Annotated in this window: 17 protein-coding genes; 3 read left to right on the top strand and 14 right to left on the bottom strand. The window is 68.9% G+C overall.

What is annotated here, in order from left to right; translation table 11 throughout:
- Positions 1–40: 40 nt before the first annotated feature.
- The 13 genes from ACXAGF_RS05745 to ACXAGF_RS05685 all read right to left on the bottom strand — a co-directional run bounded on the left by ACXAGF_RS05745 (position 41) and on the right by ACXAGF_RS05685 (position 9,841).
- Entirely contained in the window at positions 41–247 is a 207-nt protein-coding gene (locus ACXAGF_RS05745; protein ID WP_475019219.1) for a rcc01693 family protein, read from the bottom strand.
- Positions 244–645: a gene transfer agent family protein gene (locus ACXAGF_RS05740; RefSeq protein ID WP_475015162.1), complete on the bottom strand. Its 402-nt coding sequence runs from the start codon at positions 643–645 to the stop codon at positions 244–246. Before ACXAGF_RS05740 ends, ACXAGF_RS05745 begins: the two co-directional genes overlap by 4 nt.
- Entirely contained in the window at positions 645–1,052 is a 408-nt protein-coding gene (locus ACXAGF_RS05735; protein ID WP_475015160.1) for a phage major tail protein, TP901-1 family, read from the bottom strand. Before ACXAGF_RS05735 ends, ACXAGF_RS05740 begins: the two co-directional genes overlap by 1 nt.
- 144 nt (positions 1,053–1,196) lie before the next feature.
- The gene (locus tag ACXAGF_RS05730) at positions 1,197–1,595 is read right to left on the bottom strand and encodes a DUF3168 domain-containing protein (protein WP_475015158.1); all 399 of its coding nucleotides are present in this window, start codon (positions 1,593–1,595) and stop codon (positions 1,197–1,199) included.
- Complete coding sequence (locus ACXAGF_RS05725; RefSeq protein WP_475015156.1) at positions 1,592–1,927, bottom strand: phage head closure protein; 336 nt, start codon at positions 1,925–1,927, stop codon at positions 1,592–1,594. The genes ACXAGF_RS05730 and ACXAGF_RS05725 overlap by 4 nt, the downstream gene beginning before the upstream one ends.
- Complete coding sequence (locus tag ACXAGF_RS05720) at positions 1,927–2,496, bottom strand: head-tail connector protein (protein ID WP_475015155.1); 570 nt, start codon at positions 2,494–2,496, stop codon at positions 1,927–1,929. Before ACXAGF_RS05720 ends, ACXAGF_RS05725 begins: the two co-directional genes overlap by 1 nt.
- A gap of 150 nt (positions 2,497–2,646) precedes the next feature.
- Positions 2,647–3,897: a phage major capsid protein gene (locus ACXAGF_RS05715; protein WP_475015154.1), complete on the bottom strand. Its 1,251-nt coding sequence runs from the start codon at positions 3,895–3,897 to the stop codon at positions 2,647–2,649.
- A 19-nt stretch (positions 3,898–3,916) separates the two neighbouring features.
- Entirely contained in the window at positions 3,917–4,474 is a 558-nt protein-coding gene (locus tag ACXAGF_RS05710) for an HK97 family phage prohead protease (protein ID WP_475015153.1), read from the bottom strand.
- A gap of 92 nt (positions 4,475–4,566) precedes the next feature.
- On the bottom strand, positions 4,567–4,875 hold the full coding sequence (locus ACXAGF_RS05705; protein ID WP_475015152.1) for a DUF6107 family protein: 309 nt from the start codon (positions 4,873–4,875) through the stop codon (positions 4,567–4,569).
- Between the two features lie 202 nt (positions 4,876–5,077).
- Positions 5,078–6,241 (bottom strand): phage portal protein, encoded by a 1,164-nt coding sequence (locus ACXAGF_RS05700; protein WP_475015151.1) that lies wholly within the window; start codon positions 6,239–6,241, stop codon positions 5,078–5,080.
- Positions 6,242–6,324: 83 nt separating this feature from the next.
- Positions 6,325–6,945 (bottom strand): glycoside hydrolase family 19 protein, encoded by a 621-nt coding sequence (locus tag ACXAGF_RS05695; protein WP_475015149.1) that lies wholly within the window; start codon positions 6,943–6,945, stop codon positions 6,325–6,327.
- Between the two features lie 75 nt (positions 6,946–7,020).
- Positions 7,021–8,235 carry a DNA-packaging protein gene (locus ACXAGF_RS05690; RefSeq protein WP_475019218.1) on the bottom strand — a complete coding sequence of 405 codons (1,215 nt, stop codon included), beginning with the start codon at positions 8,233–8,235 and terminating at the stop codon, positions 7,021–7,023.
- Positions 8,236–9,241: 1,006 nt separating this feature from the next.
- Positions 9,242–9,841, bottom strand: coding sequence for a hypothetical protein (locus tag ACXAGF_RS05685; RefSeq protein WP_475015148.1), 600 nt, complete (start codon positions 9,839–9,841; stop codon positions 9,242–9,244).
- Positions 9,842–10,222: 381 nt separating this feature from the next.
- Between ACXAGF_RS05685 and ACXAGF_RS05680 the strand changes: the two genes are divergently transcribed.
- Positions 10,223–11,179, top strand: a complete 957-nt coding sequence (locus ACXAGF_RS05680; protein WP_475019217.1) for an IS1595 family transposase — start codon at positions 10,223–10,225, stop codon at positions 11,177–11,179.
- A 285-nt stretch (positions 11,180–11,464) separates the two neighbouring features.
- On the opposite strand, the gene ACXAGF_RS05675 is transcribed toward ACXAGF_RS05680, so the two are convergent.
- Complete coding sequence (locus ACXAGF_RS05675) at positions 11,465–11,632, bottom strand: hypothetical protein (protein ID WP_475015147.1); 168 nt, start codon at positions 11,630–11,632, stop codon at positions 11,465–11,467.
- Between ACXAGF_RS05675 and ACXAGF_RS05670 the strand changes: the two genes are divergently transcribed.
- On the top strand, positions 11,632–12,333 hold the full coding sequence (locus tag ACXAGF_RS05670) for a hypothetical protein (protein WP_475015145.1): 702 nt from the start codon (positions 11,632–11,634) through the stop codon (positions 12,331–12,333). The genes ACXAGF_RS05675 and ACXAGF_RS05670 overlap by 1 nt on opposite strands.
- A gap of 288 nt (positions 12,334–12,621) precedes the next feature.
- Positions 12,622–12,966 (top strand): MmcQ/YjbR family DNA-binding protein, encoded by a 345-nt coding sequence (locus tag ACXAGF_RS05665; RefSeq protein WP_475015144.1) that lies wholly within the window; start codon positions 12,622–12,624, stop codon positions 12,964–12,966.
- Positions 12,967–13,028: the final 62 nt, after the last annotated feature.

Raw genomic sequence — 13,028 nt, 5'->3', positions numbered from 1 at the left:
TGCGGCGGCGTCCGAAGACCTTCGGCGGCCGAAAGGGCTGCTACTGGCCGCCCCGGTCGGGAAAGCGGCCCATCATCGCCTCGAGGCCGCGCCGGTCGGGCGCTCGGCGCGCGCGGCCGGCCGCACCGGCGGCGATCGCCAGTTCCCTCGGCGTCATCGCCCAGAACACCTGCGGGTCGAGCCGCATCCGGCAAAGCCCGGCATGCAGCGCCGCTTCCCAGGGAAACGGCGCTGCCGCCCGGCTCAGGCCGCCGGATGCGGCGTCGAAGGGTCCCCGCCGCGCTCCGCAGCCGCGTTCCCGACGCCCGCCGCCGCGGGCGCGGGCTCGCCGGTGCCGAACGTCGCCGTCAGCAGCTCGGCGACGGTCCGGGCAAAGCCTTCCAGCCCGCCCTCCGCCGTCATCTCCGCCACGTCTTCGTCGCTGTAGAGGTTGCCGCCGCCGCGCAGGCCCGCGCCGATGATGCGGATCAGGTCGCGCGCACTGACGACGCCGCGCGTGAAGCGCTGCGCCAGTTCGTTGAGGTTGTCGGTGGCGAACGCCGTCTCCAGCTCCGCCAGCGCCCCCAGCGTCAGGCAGAGGATGCGGCGTTCGCCGTCGAACACCGCCTCGATCTCGCCGCGCCGGCGATTGGCCCGCCCCGTCATCACAGCACCTCGAACGACAGCGCGCCGGCCGATTCCAGCGCCAGCTCGAACAGCACCTCGCCGTCGTGTGCGCCGGAATAGTCGAGCGCGGTGATCTGGAACGGCCCGCCCACCGTGCCGAAGTCCGGGATCAGCAATTGCCAGGCGCGGATGTCGCCGGCAAAGAACGCCGCCCGCACCAGCGCGTCCGATGCCTGGTCCTTGAAGATGCCGCTGCCCGAGACGGAGGCGCGCTGCACGCCCGCCCCTCCCAGAAGCTCGCGCCACCGCCCCGCCGACTGCGCATCCGTCACGTCGACGGCCTGCGTGTTGAACGACAGCCGGTTGGCGCGCAAGCCCGCGACCGTCACGAAGCTTCCGGCGTCCTCGACCTTCAACAGCAGGTCACGTCCCCTCTGCGTCACCATCGCTTATTCCTTTCTCAAAACGCGTAGGTGCCCGCAGGCACCGAACAGTTGAAAATCCTCACTTAAAATTCTGAATTTAAATCATAATTTTCACTTGCCGCTTGCTCCCCCCTTTCCTCCCCACGCGGGCGGCGACCGGTGGCCTTACTCGGTCACGGCCCGGAACCGCAGCTCGGCCTTGTGAAGCGGCCCTGCACCGTCGCGCGCGGTCCGCGTGGAACGGTGCATCAGGCTCACAAGGTGAAATCCCTCGAGCGTCAGGTCGGCATCATGCAGCAACGCGCGCAGCCGCGCAGCGATCACCTGCGCCTCGCGGTGTCCGGCCGCCTTCGACCAGGCGACGATCGCGACGAAATGCTCCTCGCCCGCCTCCGTCGCGGTGGAACGGTCGCGGCTGTCGATCGTTTCGAGCACCACCAGCGGCAGCCGCTGCCGGTCCAGCAGCCGGTCGCAGATGCCGTCGGCACCGACCAGCGCGGTCAGTTCGGCATCGGCGGACAGCCGGGCATGGATCGCCTTCTGCAGGGCGGACGCCGCGCTCATCGTTCCATCTCCACGCAGTCGAGCAGAAGAAAGCGCCTCGTCTCGTCCGGGTCGCGGAAGCCCCGGAGTTCGAACAGGCGCGCGCCGCTGCGCAGCCGCATGCCGCTCTCGATGTCGCGCCGGTGGCGCAGCCAGATGCGATGCGTCACCGTCATCGCCTCGGCTCCGGCGGCGACGGCGCGCCGCGCGGAGACCGGCTCGATCCGCGCCCACGCCGCGCCGGCGGCCACATGGCCGGTGCCGGTGCCGCCCTGGCCGTCCGGCGTCTCGACGCGGCGCTCCAGCGTCAGGCGCGTCGTCAGCGCGCCGGGATCGAGGGGGAGCCGGGCCATCACAGCCGCCGCATCCGGAAGGGCGCAAGCAGCCGGTCGTAACCCGGCGGCACCGCGCCCGGCTGGTCGGCAGGCGCAACCACGCCGCGCAGCGCATGCATCGCCGCGACGTGGGTCAACAGCGCCCGCTTCAGCGTGTCGGGGACCTCCGCCGCCGTCTCGCCGAAGCCGGCGACAAAATCGATCTCGATCCCGTTCAGCGCCTGGCCCGGCGGCGGCGGCGCCGGCAGCAGCAGCCGGGCCGGCCGCGCCGTCCCGTCGAGCACGGCGCCCGCAAGCGCGACCGAAACCGGCAGCCCGGCATCGTCATAAACGGTAACGCTTTCAATCGTCTGCACCGGACCCCTGGCAATCTGAATCACCCGCCCCTCCGGCCAGGCGTCGAGATAGAGGCGGAAGCTGCGGGACAGCAGCGCCAGCCCGCTCTCGCGCTCCAGATGCGCGCGCGCCGCGCGGATCAGCACCCCCACGAGCTCGTCCTCCGCGCCGTCGTCGAGGCGCAGGTGCGCCTTCGCCTCGGCCAGCGTGATCGGTTCACCTGCCGGCGGCGTCAATTCGGCAATGGTCATGGCGTCGTCCTTCGATCGTCGGGTGGCGGGGAAATCATCGGCGGGCGCGGCGGGAGGAAACCGCGCCCGCCCGCGCCGGCGGCTGGGGATCGACCGCCGGCGCAAGCTCGGCCGCGCAAGGCAGGAAACCCTCGCCGGCGCGGGCGGCGGTCAGCTCGCCGCGAACTTCACCAGCTTGATCGCCTCGAAGTTCTGCACCCCGCCGCCGACGCGCTTGGTCGTGTAGAACAGCACGTAGGGCTTGGCCGAATAGGGATCGCGCAGCACGCGCACGCCGGTGCGGTCGACCACCAGGTAGCCGGCGCGGAAGTCGCCGAAGGCGATCGCGTGGCTGTTGGCGGCGACGTCCGGCATGTCCTCGGCCTCGACCAGCGGGAAGCCCATCAGCGCCGCCTGCTGGCCGGGACCGGCCGGCGGCCGCCACAGGTAGTTGCCGTCGCCGTCCTTGAACTTGCGGATCTCGCCCTGGGTCCTGCGGTTCATCAGGAAGGCGGCGTTCTGGCGGTGGCCGGCCCTCAGCGCGTAGATGGTGTCGATCAGCGTGTCGGACGGCCCGTCCGCCTTGAAGCCGCCGGCATTGCCGGTCGGGACGTAGCCGATGTTGCCCCAGCTCCAGCCGGCCTCGTCAACGGTGGGGTAGCTCAGGAACCCCTTCGGCTTGTTGACGCCGTCGCCGGAGACGAAGGCGGCGCCCTCCTGTTCGCCGAAGGCGGTGTCGACCTCGGAGGCGATCCAGCCCTCGACGTCGACCGCCGCGTCGTCGAGCAGGGCCGGCGTCGCCGCCGGCATGGCGTAGAGCTCCATGGTCGGGAAGGAGAGCTCGGCGAGCTGAACCGTGCCGGTCTGCGGCCGCGCCGCCGTCTCGGCCACCCAGCCCGCCGCCATGCCCGCGGTCGAGAACGGCTTCTTCAGCACCGACGAGGAGACCTGCCGCACCGTCGCCAGCGCCCTGATCGGCGACGCGGCCGAAAGCCGGCGGCCGATCTCGGCATCGGTCTCGGCCGGCACCAGGTAGCCGCCGTCGGCGGCCGAGCCGACCGACAGCGCCTTGCCCTCCAGCTCGCGCAGCGCCGTCTCCTCGCCGCGGCGGAGATAGGCCGAGAACGCCTGCTTGTGCTCGTCCGCGTCCGGGCCGTCGGCGGCGCGCGACAGCGCCGGCCGCGCCTTCTTCAGCGCCAGCTGGTCGAGCACGCGCTTGTGCTCGTCCATCGCCCGGTTGATCCGCTCCAGCTTGTCGCGGGTGACGACGTCGGCGCCGAGCTTGCTCTCGATCTCGCCGAGCCGGCGATCGTTCGTCTCCTTGAACGCCTCGAACGCTTCCATGAAGTCGTCGAACGCGGCCGTCATCGTCTCCGGCGCCGCCTTGGTCTCGGGCGCGGTGGTCGTCCTGTCCGTCTGCATCTGCGTCTTTCCTTTCCTGCTAGAATTTCAACATCCGCGCCGCCCGGCGCATGGTGCGGACCAGCTCAGTCTCCCGGTCGCGGAACCAGCGCGCGTGCTTGACGTTGGAAACCCGCGCCGAGGGCAGCATCGGGAAGGTCACGATCGAGATCTCCCAGAGGTCTGCCTCGAGGATCCGGCGCACGCCGGTCGAACGGTCGGTTCGCGAGCGCACGGTCTGGAAACCGATCGAGAGCCCGTCGAGCGCACCCGACTTCAACAGCTGCAGCACCTCGCGGGCGCGCGCCACGCCGGGCGAGAGCACGCCCTCGACATAGAGCCCGCGCGCGTCCTCGCGAATCGAGCGCCAGCGCCCGAGCGGCTCGGCCGGGTCGTGCTGGTACAGCATGCGCACGCCCGCCGGGCCGCGCTTTTCCAGCGACCGGGCAAAGGCGCCGGGCTGGATCGCGTCCTTGCCGAGGTCGACCTCGCCGAACACGCTGGCATAGCCCGAAAACACCCCGTCGACGGAAACCCCGGCCAGCGTCAGGTCGGCATATTTCTTCGTCCGCCAGACGGGCAGCCTGTCAGTGCTCATGAGCGTCTCCAATGCTGGACTGTGCTTGTCGGATTGTGCGGTATGCCGGTGCCGGCCGCCGGTCGCATCCGGGGCCCGGCGGGCCGGCCGCCCTAGTCCTTCATCCGCTCGGCCGCCCGCATCAGCACGCCGAGCGCCCACCAGGCCGTCAGGCTGGCGGCGGCGGAGCCGGCGAGCGTCACCTCGTAGCGCGAGAGGACGGTTGCGATGTCGAGCCTGGCCGCCAGCCACGCCCCCGTCGGCCCGCCGAAGATCAGGCCGCAGGTCAGGCCGGTCACGAAGCGCGAGGCCGCCTCGCGGCGCCCCTTCGGCAGCATGTAGACCAGCGACACCGCCGCCCCGGCCACCGCGCCGATCCAGCGCGCGGCCCACAGCGGCGCATCGTTTCCGAAGTCGGCCATCGTCGGTCCTTCCTGCGTGGAAGCCCGGTTCCGGTCGCCCGGCCGGGCGAGCGGCCCGCGGCCCTTTTCGCGAGTCATTTGAATCGCTTGCGCCGCCGGCCTCAGGGACCGGCGCAGGCGGCCGCGACCTCGATTCACCAGGACGCCGCATCCCCCTGATCCTGCGACATAAATCGCCGCAGTCCGCGCCCCTGCCCTCGCCTCAATAGCCCACCGCCTGCCGCTTCTCCGCATCGGTCAGGAAGTCCGCCGCGCCTAGCCGTGCCCACAGTTCGCCGCGCTCGGCCGACAGGCCGGCGACCTGGTCGAGGTCGGGGACGAGCCGCAGGGGCACGTCCCGGCCGTGCGACAGCCAGCCGGACAGCGCCGAGGCGGTGCGGAAGATCAGCGGCAGCACGGTCAGGCGCCAGAAGGCGCGGTTGGCCTCCTGGTAGTTGGCGTAGGTCGCATCGCCCGGGATGCCGATCAGCATCGGCGGCACGCCGAAGGCGAGCGCGATGTCGCGCGCCGCGCCGTTCTTGGCCTCGAGGAAATCCATCTCGCGCGGGCTCAGGCCCATCGCCTTCCAGTCGAGGCCGCCTTCCAGCAGCATCGGCCGGCCGGCCCGGGCCGGGCCGGCATAGCCCTCCTCCAGCTCCGCCTTCAGCCGGTCGTATTGGTCGGGCGAGAGATTGCCGCCGTCCCTGGGCTGGTAGACGAGCGCGCCGGAGGGCCGCGCCGAGTTGTCGAGCAACGCCTTGTTCCAGTGCGCCGCCGCGTTGGAGAGGTCGAGCGCGACCGAGGCCGCCTCGAGCGGTGCGAAGCCGAGATGGTCGTCGAGCGGGTGGAACAGCCGCAGTTGCAGCACCGCGGCCGGACCTTCCGCCGCGGCATCGGCGGCCGGGTAACGGCGCTGGTGCGGCCCGGCGCGGTATTCGTAGGCCTCCGGCCAGCCGTCGCGTCCCTCGATCACCCGCACCCGGTCGGGCCGCAACAGGTGCAGCTCGCGCGGGTCCGGGCCGATGCGCACGCCCTCGACGAAGGCGTTGCCCGCGATCAGCAGGTGGCCGTAGAGCGCCTCGAAGAACTCGTTGCCGCCCATGCGGCCGTTCGGCCGCATCAGCAGGGCGAGGAGCGGGTCGCCGGGGCGTTCCTCCTCGCCGGCGTAGATGAGCCAGGGCACGGCCGCCGCGGCCTCGGCAATCATCCGCACCGCCCGGTGCGCCACCGGGTTGCGCATGAACCCCTCGCGCGCCAGCGAGGCGTAGCTGCGGCTCGACCAGCGCGCCCGCCCCTCGGCGGTCAGGGTGAGGAAGCCGCCGGCCTTGGTCTCGGGCACGACGGACGCCCCGGCGCGCCGCCAGGGCAGGAACGATGAAAGCTTCATGGAACGGTCCTCTGTCTGCGGTGGGCCTGCCGGACGGCCGCGGCCGGCGCATGCGCGCCCGCCCGCCACCTGCCCCGGGAGCGTCAGCCGGTGGTGTAGCTGATCGCCGCGTAATAATGCCGGGCGTAGCTCGCGATCAGGTCCTTCTTGTCGACGCCGTTGACGATGCGGCGCGCGCCCGGCCAGTCCTGCCGCGCCCCGGCAAGGTGGTCGGCGAGCCTCCTGCCGGTGAACAGGCCGTCGATCATGCCGCGGAACAGGATGTCGACCGAGGTCTTCAGGTCCATCGCCAGTTCCGGCCGCGCCACGAGGTCGATGCCGGTCGCCCGGCTCAGCTTCTCGTAGTTCTGCCTGTGCGTGAGCTGCACCAGGCCGCGCCCGAGCCAGCTCTTGCCGTCCGCGTCGCGGCGCCAGTAGGGCCTGCTGACCCAGGGCAGCCGTCCGGTGCGGTAGGCGCGCTCGAGAATGCGGATGGCGGCCTCGTCCGAGGCGGCAAAGGTCTCGCGCACCGGCTGCATCGTCCGCCCGGTCTCGTGATGGGCGGTCGCCAGCATATAGGCGAGCCAGCGGTCGTCCGCGTCCGCCATTTCCCGCTCCCACTTGTCGAGCATGGCCGCCAGTCCGGCGACCTGCGCCGACCGCAGCGCCCCGTCGAACAGGTGGACGCGCGCATGGTCAAAGAAGGATCGTCCGTTGATCGGCATGTTCCCCTCCGGCCGCCCGAAACGGCTGCATCCATTAGGTGTATTAATAGAAATATACACTATAAACGGGCACTCTCAAACACCCCTCACCCGTGGCTCGCCGCGCCGCTCCAGCAGCAGGGCCGTCAGCGCCCAGACGAGCGCGTCCAGCCGGTCGGGCGAGCGTCCGGCGGACAGGCCGTCCGGGCCGAAATCGCACATCTGGTCCTCGAGCGCGGGAAAGCTGCCGGCATGCACCACGCGGCCCTGCTCGTAGAGCGCGGCCACCGGCTCGGCGCGCAGGTACTTGCCGCGCGTCGCCCGCACCATCTTCACCGGCAGCGCCGCGTCGATGCTGCTGAGCAGCGCCGGCACCATCTCGCCGCCCTGGTTGACCTCGGCGACGATGCGGTCGGCGTCGAAGCGCCGGAAGGCGCGCACCACCGCCCCCGCCCAGCCCGCCGGGCTGGCGCCGGTCACCGACAGGTCCGCCAGCACCACCGCCCGGCCGGCCCCGTCGAGGCCGGCGACGACGATGCCGCAGCAGGACTGCGCCGAGGCCGTGGCCGGCGGGTCGACCGCCACGACGATGCGCGCCAGCGGCCCGGCTACGCGCTGGCGCACCGCCTCGAGCCGCTCGCGGCTCCACAGCGCGTCCTCGCGGTCGGTGATCAACTCGCCGTCGATCTCCTGCCGGCCCAGCCGCGTGCCGCCATAGCGCGCGGCGAGCGCGTCGAGGAAGCCGGCCGCAAGGTTGGCGGCGTTGTCGGCGGTGCGGATGCGCCGGAGCACCGTCGCCGGGTCGCCGGAAAGCGCCCGCAGCAGCGGGATCGGCCTTGGCGTCGTCGTCACCAGCGCCCGTGGCGACCGGCCGAGCCGCAGCCCGAACTGCAGCATGTCCCAGGTCTCCTGCGGATGGCGCCACTTGCCGAGCTCGTCGCACCAGGCGAGATGGAACTGCGGCCCGCGCAGGCTCTCGGGATCCTCGGATGAAAACACCTGCGCGATCGAGCCGTTTGGCCAGACCAGTCGCCGCCGCGACGCCTCGAATTCCGGGCGCTGCGACCGCGCGATGCGGCAGATGCCGGAGACGCCGTCGACCATCACCTCGCGCGCGTCGCCGAGCGTCTCGGCCACGAGCGCGATGCGCAGTTCCGCCGTCCTGGCTGCGAGTTCGTGCACCCATTCCGCCCCGGCCCGGGTCTTGCCCGATCCGCGCCCGCCCATCAGGAGCCAGAGTCGCCAGTCGCCCAGCGGCGGTTCCTGCTCCGGGCGTCGGTCGAGCGACCAGCGCCGCAGCGACCGCGACAGGGCCTTCGGGCCGAAGCTTCGGGCATCGACCGTTTCGGCCGCGCCCGGCCCACCGATCCCCGGCCCGTCCGCCGCCTCCGACGATCCGTCCGCTACCTTCGCCGGTCCGTCCGCCACCTTCCCGGGCCCGTCCGCCGCCTCCGACGGTTCGTCCGTTGTCTTCTCCGGTCCGTCTGCCGCCTGTGCCGGTCTGTCTGTTACCTCGGCCTGTCCGTCCGCTACCTTCGCCGGCCCAGCCGTCACCTCCGCCGGCCCGTCCGCTGCCTCCACCGATCTGTTCGCGACCTTCGCCGGTCCGTCCGTTACCTCGGCCTGTCCGTCCGATACTTTCGCCGGCTCAGCCGTCACCTCCGCCGGCCCGTCTGCCGCCGCTGCCGGTCTATCCGCCACCTTCCTCGGCCCAGCCGTCACCTCCGCCGGCCCGTCCGCTGCCTCCACCGGTCTGTTCGCGACCTTCGCCGGTCCGTCCGCCACCTCGGCCTGTCCGTCCGACACCTTCGCCGGCCCAGCCGTCACCTCCGCCGGCCCGTCCGCCGCCGCTGCCGGTCTGTCCGCCACCTTCGCCGACCCGTCCGCCGCCTCCGGGCGCCGCTCGGCCGCGACCGCCTGCGGACGCCGGCCCGCCCGCCCTGCCCGGCCGGTCCGCGGCGCGGCAGCTTCCGGCGGCGTTGCCCGTCCGTCCTGCAAGCCTGCGCCGGCGCGCGGGGCTGCGGTGTCGCCCGCACGCTCCGGCTCTGACCTCACCGCCAGCTGCGGGCCGTCAGCGCCGTCGCCGGCTCCTGCGCCGGTGACGCTGTCACCTTCGGGCGCAAACCCGCCGGGTGCCGCGGCAACCGCTCCGCCGCAAGGGTCGGGCTGCGCGATCTGCCGCTCCAGCCCGTCTGCGGTTCCGAGCGCCCGGGCCCTGGCCGCCAGGTGCCGCGCGCCGGTCTCGGTCATGCCGTCCGCCATCCGCCCGATCACCTTTTCCACCGCGTCGTCGAGCCGGACTTTCAGCCTGCGCCCGTTACGGGCCGTTCTTGCCGTCGCCGCCGGTTCCCATGGCCGCGTCGGCCCCCGCCTGTCCCGCCTTGCGCTCATCGTCCGCCCGCCACATCTTCGCATAGGCCCGCGCCTTCGCCTCGACGCGCCGGTCGAACTCGGCGACCAGCGCCTCGATGTCGGCCTGCTCGCCGCCGCGCTCGTCGGCATCGCGGCGCTCGCCCAGGATGGCGCGCTGCAGGCTGTCGATCTTTTCCAGCGTGCGCACGATCAAAGACACCGCCTCGATCGCCGCCTTGGCATCCGCCTGGGCAAGCTTGCGCGCGGTCTCGTCCTCGGCCGCGGTCTCCGCCTGCTCGGCGGTGCGGCGCTGGCTCTGGAACCGCTGGAACCGCTCGCGCAGTTCCTTGGTCATCTCGGCCAGCATCGCCTGCATCTCGTCGAGCGGATCGGCACCGGCCTCGGCCTTCCGGTCGAGCAGCGGCGCCGCCGTCCCCGCCTCCCCGTCGGCCGCAAGGCGTTCCGGCCGCGCCAGCCCGTCGTAGCGGGCCTCCGCCGCCACGCCGAACAGGGCGGCATCGACGTCGTCGAACGCGCCCATGCGCGGGCCGAGGCGAGCTTGCATGCCAGGTCTCCGGAAAAGAAAAAGCGCCGCGATCCGGTCCGGAACGGGCGCTCGTTGCGTCAAGTCTCTCGCGTCTGCCGGCGGGCGGATATCGCCTTCTGCTGCACGGCCGGTCCTGCCTTGGCGCCGGTCGCGCCAGAGCCTCCGGGCGCAACCGTGTGGGATGCGAAGACATTCGCCGCAACGCGTCGCCCCGGTATCGATCTCATTTCCCGGGGACCTCGCCGCGACTTCCGGTCAAGGGGCGATCGCTCCGCCCGCACTTTTCCGACAGTAGCAAAATCCTAGCAAACGACCGTCACGCTGTCAAGGATTTTTTTCCTAATTATATACTTGACGTACCACGGCACTCTTTGGTACAAAGAATCCAAGGAGATAGCCATGTTCGACATTACCGACGATATCTACACCGACGCCGAGAAGGCCCGCGAACACCTTGAGGCTATCCACTGGCCGCATGGCCCGATCTGCCCCCATTGCGGCAATATCGATCCGGCTCGCATCACCAAGCTTGAAGGCAAGTCGACCCGCCCCGGCGTCTACAAGTGCAACGAATGCCGCGATCCCTTCACCGTGACCGTTGGCACTGTGTTTGAGCGCTCCAAGATCCCGCTGAACAAGTGGGTGCTGGCCGCTCATCTTATGGCCGCTTCCAAGAAGGGCATGAGCGCCCACCAGTTGCACCGTATGCTCGGCGTCACCTACAAGACCGCTTGGTTCATGGCCCATCGCATCCGCGAAGCGATGAAGGAAGACAACGCTTCCTCTGGTCCGCTTGGCGGCGAAGGCAAGACCGTTGAGGCCGACGAAACCTACATCGGCAAGAAGGAAGGCTGGAAGCCGAACCCGAAAGCCACGAAGCGCGGCAAAGGCGGCCCCGCCGCCAAGCGCACCATCGTTGGCCTCGTAGAGCGCGGCGGCAAGGTTCGCACCTTCCATATCGACCACGCGACCCGTGACAGCGTTCGCGAAGTCCTCGTTCGCAACGTCACCCGCGACACAATCCTCTATACCGACGAAAGCCGCCTCTACACCATCACCGGCAGGGAATATGCTGCCCATGAAACCGTGAAGCATTCCGCCAAGGAATACGCTCGCGGCATCGTTCATACCAACACAATCGAAAATGTGTTCTCCGTCTTCAAGCGCGGCATGAAGGGCATCTACCAGCATTGCGGCGAAGCCCACCTTCACCGCTACCTTGCCGAGTTCGATTTCCGCTACAACCGCCGCGCCGCACTCAAGGTGTCCGACGCCGAGCGCGCCGAAGACCTTCTCCGCATGGCCCGCGACAAGCGCCTTACCTATCGGCGGATTGACCAAGCCTATTACGCTTAAGCAGAAGGCCAAGCGCCTTCTCCGCAAGCGCAAAAGGACCAGCCCCTAGACTCTTTCCCCTACCAGCCTCAAGAATACTCTTGGTTGCCTAGAGATTCGGCTCACACCTACTGGACATGCCTTTAACGGCGGGCCGCTGCCCGGGAAAGGAGGTGGCCTAAATGGCTAAGGCAACCAAGATCGGGCGTAGCGCGATTACGGGGCGTTTTACCACGGTGAAAACCGCAATAAACAAACCCCGTACTCACATCGTCACGACTCTGAAAAAGTGAGGTGACCCAATGGTCACTGATCTTCCGGGCGGTCGTTCTTCGCGGGATTGCCGCCCGGTTTCTTTCTTACACCCTCGCTGCTTTCGCGAGGCTTAACGTCCGGCTTCGGCGGGGTCTTGAGCATGCGCTTCAAAACATCGTCGCCCTTCTTATTTTCTCTGTCTTCTTTGGAGTCCGGCATTGACTCGACCTGCTCCCTGCGTGATCGAACCTCACTACCACTTGGTGCGTATCCTGCATCACAATTTCGAAAGAACCAAGCATGTCATTGCACTCATACCAGGGCAAGCGGAACAGCTTCGGCTACCGGGCCTGATTTACATTGATCCAGTCCTGCCAGACCCAAACGAGAAGCACGTCGCACTCGGGAAGTTCATGGACACATGGAGCAAACTTGAGCTGCTGCTTCGCCACAAACTGCAAGACCTTCTATTGACGCCGGACCAGTCAACTGCAATGGCGATTTCGAATTCCATGAGCGGGAAATCGCTTGCAGACACGATCCAGACTTTGGCGTCTCTTCATCTAAAGTCAAAAGAACTGCGGGAATACGTCGCTCTCCTCGATAGGCTTCATAAGCTCAACACGAAAAGAAACCACCTCGTTCATGGCGCTTGGGTCGTCGAACTGGTTGTTGGGTTCAAAGATGGCGAGCCAAATGTGGAAACCTTTGAAGCTCGCGAATATTCACCAATCGACGGAGCGGATCGCGAAGCTCTGCAAGACCTTAGAAACCAAGCTAAACGATCCAAATACATATTTCGTATTCACGAGATCGAACGGGCAGAACGAGATATCGGGACACTTTATCTTGACTTCGTCAAGTTTCACAATGCGAACCTGACTCGCAAGAAAGACCCGCCGCCTGCAGGATTTCGATGACTAAGGACTCAAAAGAGAATTCATTAGTCGTTCTCTCATCGCGGCCGTCGCCTAGCCAGTTGCGGGCGATATCAACACCTGCCTTCACCATCTCTGGCGTAATCTTGTTGGCCCCGATCTTTTCAATTCCCGGCCTGTCACGCTCGCGAATCATGCCATTTCCGATCTTGGTACGTCAAGTATATAACTAGGATTTTTTTCCTAACTCGAGTCGATAATTTCGCGTCGTCCTTCCCGCCGTCGCCGCGCTTGCCTTCCGGCCCGGCGCGATCCGTGCTAGGTTTTGCCATGACGTCCGATGATCTCGTAGAGATGGCGCTGGCGATGCCCGGCACCGAGGAGAACGCCCACTTCGGCAAGCGCGACTTCCGGGTGGGAGGACGCATCTTCCTGTCACTGCCCGAGGCCGGCCGCGCCGTGTGCAAGCTGACGCGCGACCAGCAGGCGATGCTGATCGCCACCGAGCCCGGCCTGTGCGCCGCCGTGCCCGGCGGCTGGGGCCACAAGGGCTGGACCTCGCTCTATTTCGACAGCGCCGAACTCGACACCGTCCATCACATCGTCGAGACCGCCTGGCGCAACGCCGCCCCTGCGGACGGCCCGGATACGCCCGACGACGACACCCGCCACTGACCCCGCCCCCGCCGGAAGCGGTAGCCGCCGGCGCGGCGCTGCGGCATAGGGCGGTCTTGCTC

Source organism: Mycoplana sp. ABR4_002 (assembly GCF_056159645.1).
Note: the sequence above shows the minus strand (reverse complement) of the source record. Positions and strands in the feature narration are given on the sequence as shown.

Coding starts and splice junctions, on each gene's coding strand:
- ACXAGF_RS05735 (WP_475015160.1), bottom strand. CDS start 1,052: ATGGTGACGCAGAGGGGACGTGACCTGCTGTTGAAGGTCGAGGACGCC.
- ACXAGF_RS05730 (WP_475015158.1), bottom strand. CDS start 1,595: ATGAGCGCGGCGTCCGCCCTGCAGAAGGCGATCCATGCCCGGCTGTCC.
- ACXAGF_RS05740 (WP_475015162.1), bottom strand. CDS start 645: ATGACGGGGCGGGCCAATCGCCGGCGCGGCGAGATCGAGGCGGTGTTC.
- ACXAGF_RS05695 (WP_475015149.1), bottom strand. CDS start 6,945: ATGCCGATCAACGGACGATCCTTCTTTGACCATGCGCGCGTCCACCTG.
- ACXAGF_RS05720 (WP_475015155.1), bottom strand. CDS start 2,496: ATGACCATTGCCGAATTGACGCCGCCGGCAGGTGAACCGATCACGCTG.
- ACXAGF_RS05675 (WP_475015147.1), bottom strand. CDS start 11,632: ATGCCGGACTCCAAAGAAGACAGAGAAAATAAGAAGGGCGACGATGTT.
- ACXAGF_RS05715 (WP_475015154.1), bottom strand. CDS start 3,897: ATGCAGACGGACAGGACGACCACCGCGCCCGAGACCAAGGCGGCGCCG.
- ACXAGF_RS05710 (WP_475015153.1), bottom strand. CDS start 4,474: ATGAGCACTGACAGGCTGCCCGTCTGGCGGACGAAGAAATATGCCGAC.
- ACXAGF_RS05700 (WP_475015151.1), bottom strand. CDS start 6,241: ATGAAGCTTTCATCGTTCCTGCCCTGGCGGCGCGCCGGGGCGTCCGTC.
- ACXAGF_RS05725 (WP_475015156.1), bottom strand. CDS start 1,927: ATGGCCCGGCTCCCCCTCGATCCCGGCGCGCTGACGACGCGCCTGACG.
- ACXAGF_RS05685 (WP_475015148.1), bottom strand. CDS start 9,841: ATGCAAGCTCGCCTCGGCCCGCGCATGGGCGCGTTCGACGACGTCGAT.
- ACXAGF_RS05680 (WP_475019217.1), top strand. CDS start 10,223: ATGTTCGACATTACCGACGATATCTACACCGACGCCGAGAAGGCCCGC.
- ACXAGF_RS05665 (WP_475015144.1), top strand. CDS start 12,622: ATGACGTCCGATGATCTCGTAGAGATGGCGCTGGCGATGCCCGGCACC.
- ACXAGF_RS05705 (WP_475015152.1), bottom strand. CDS start 4,875: ATGGCCGACTTCGGAAACGATGCGCCGCTGTGGGCCGCGCGCTGGATC.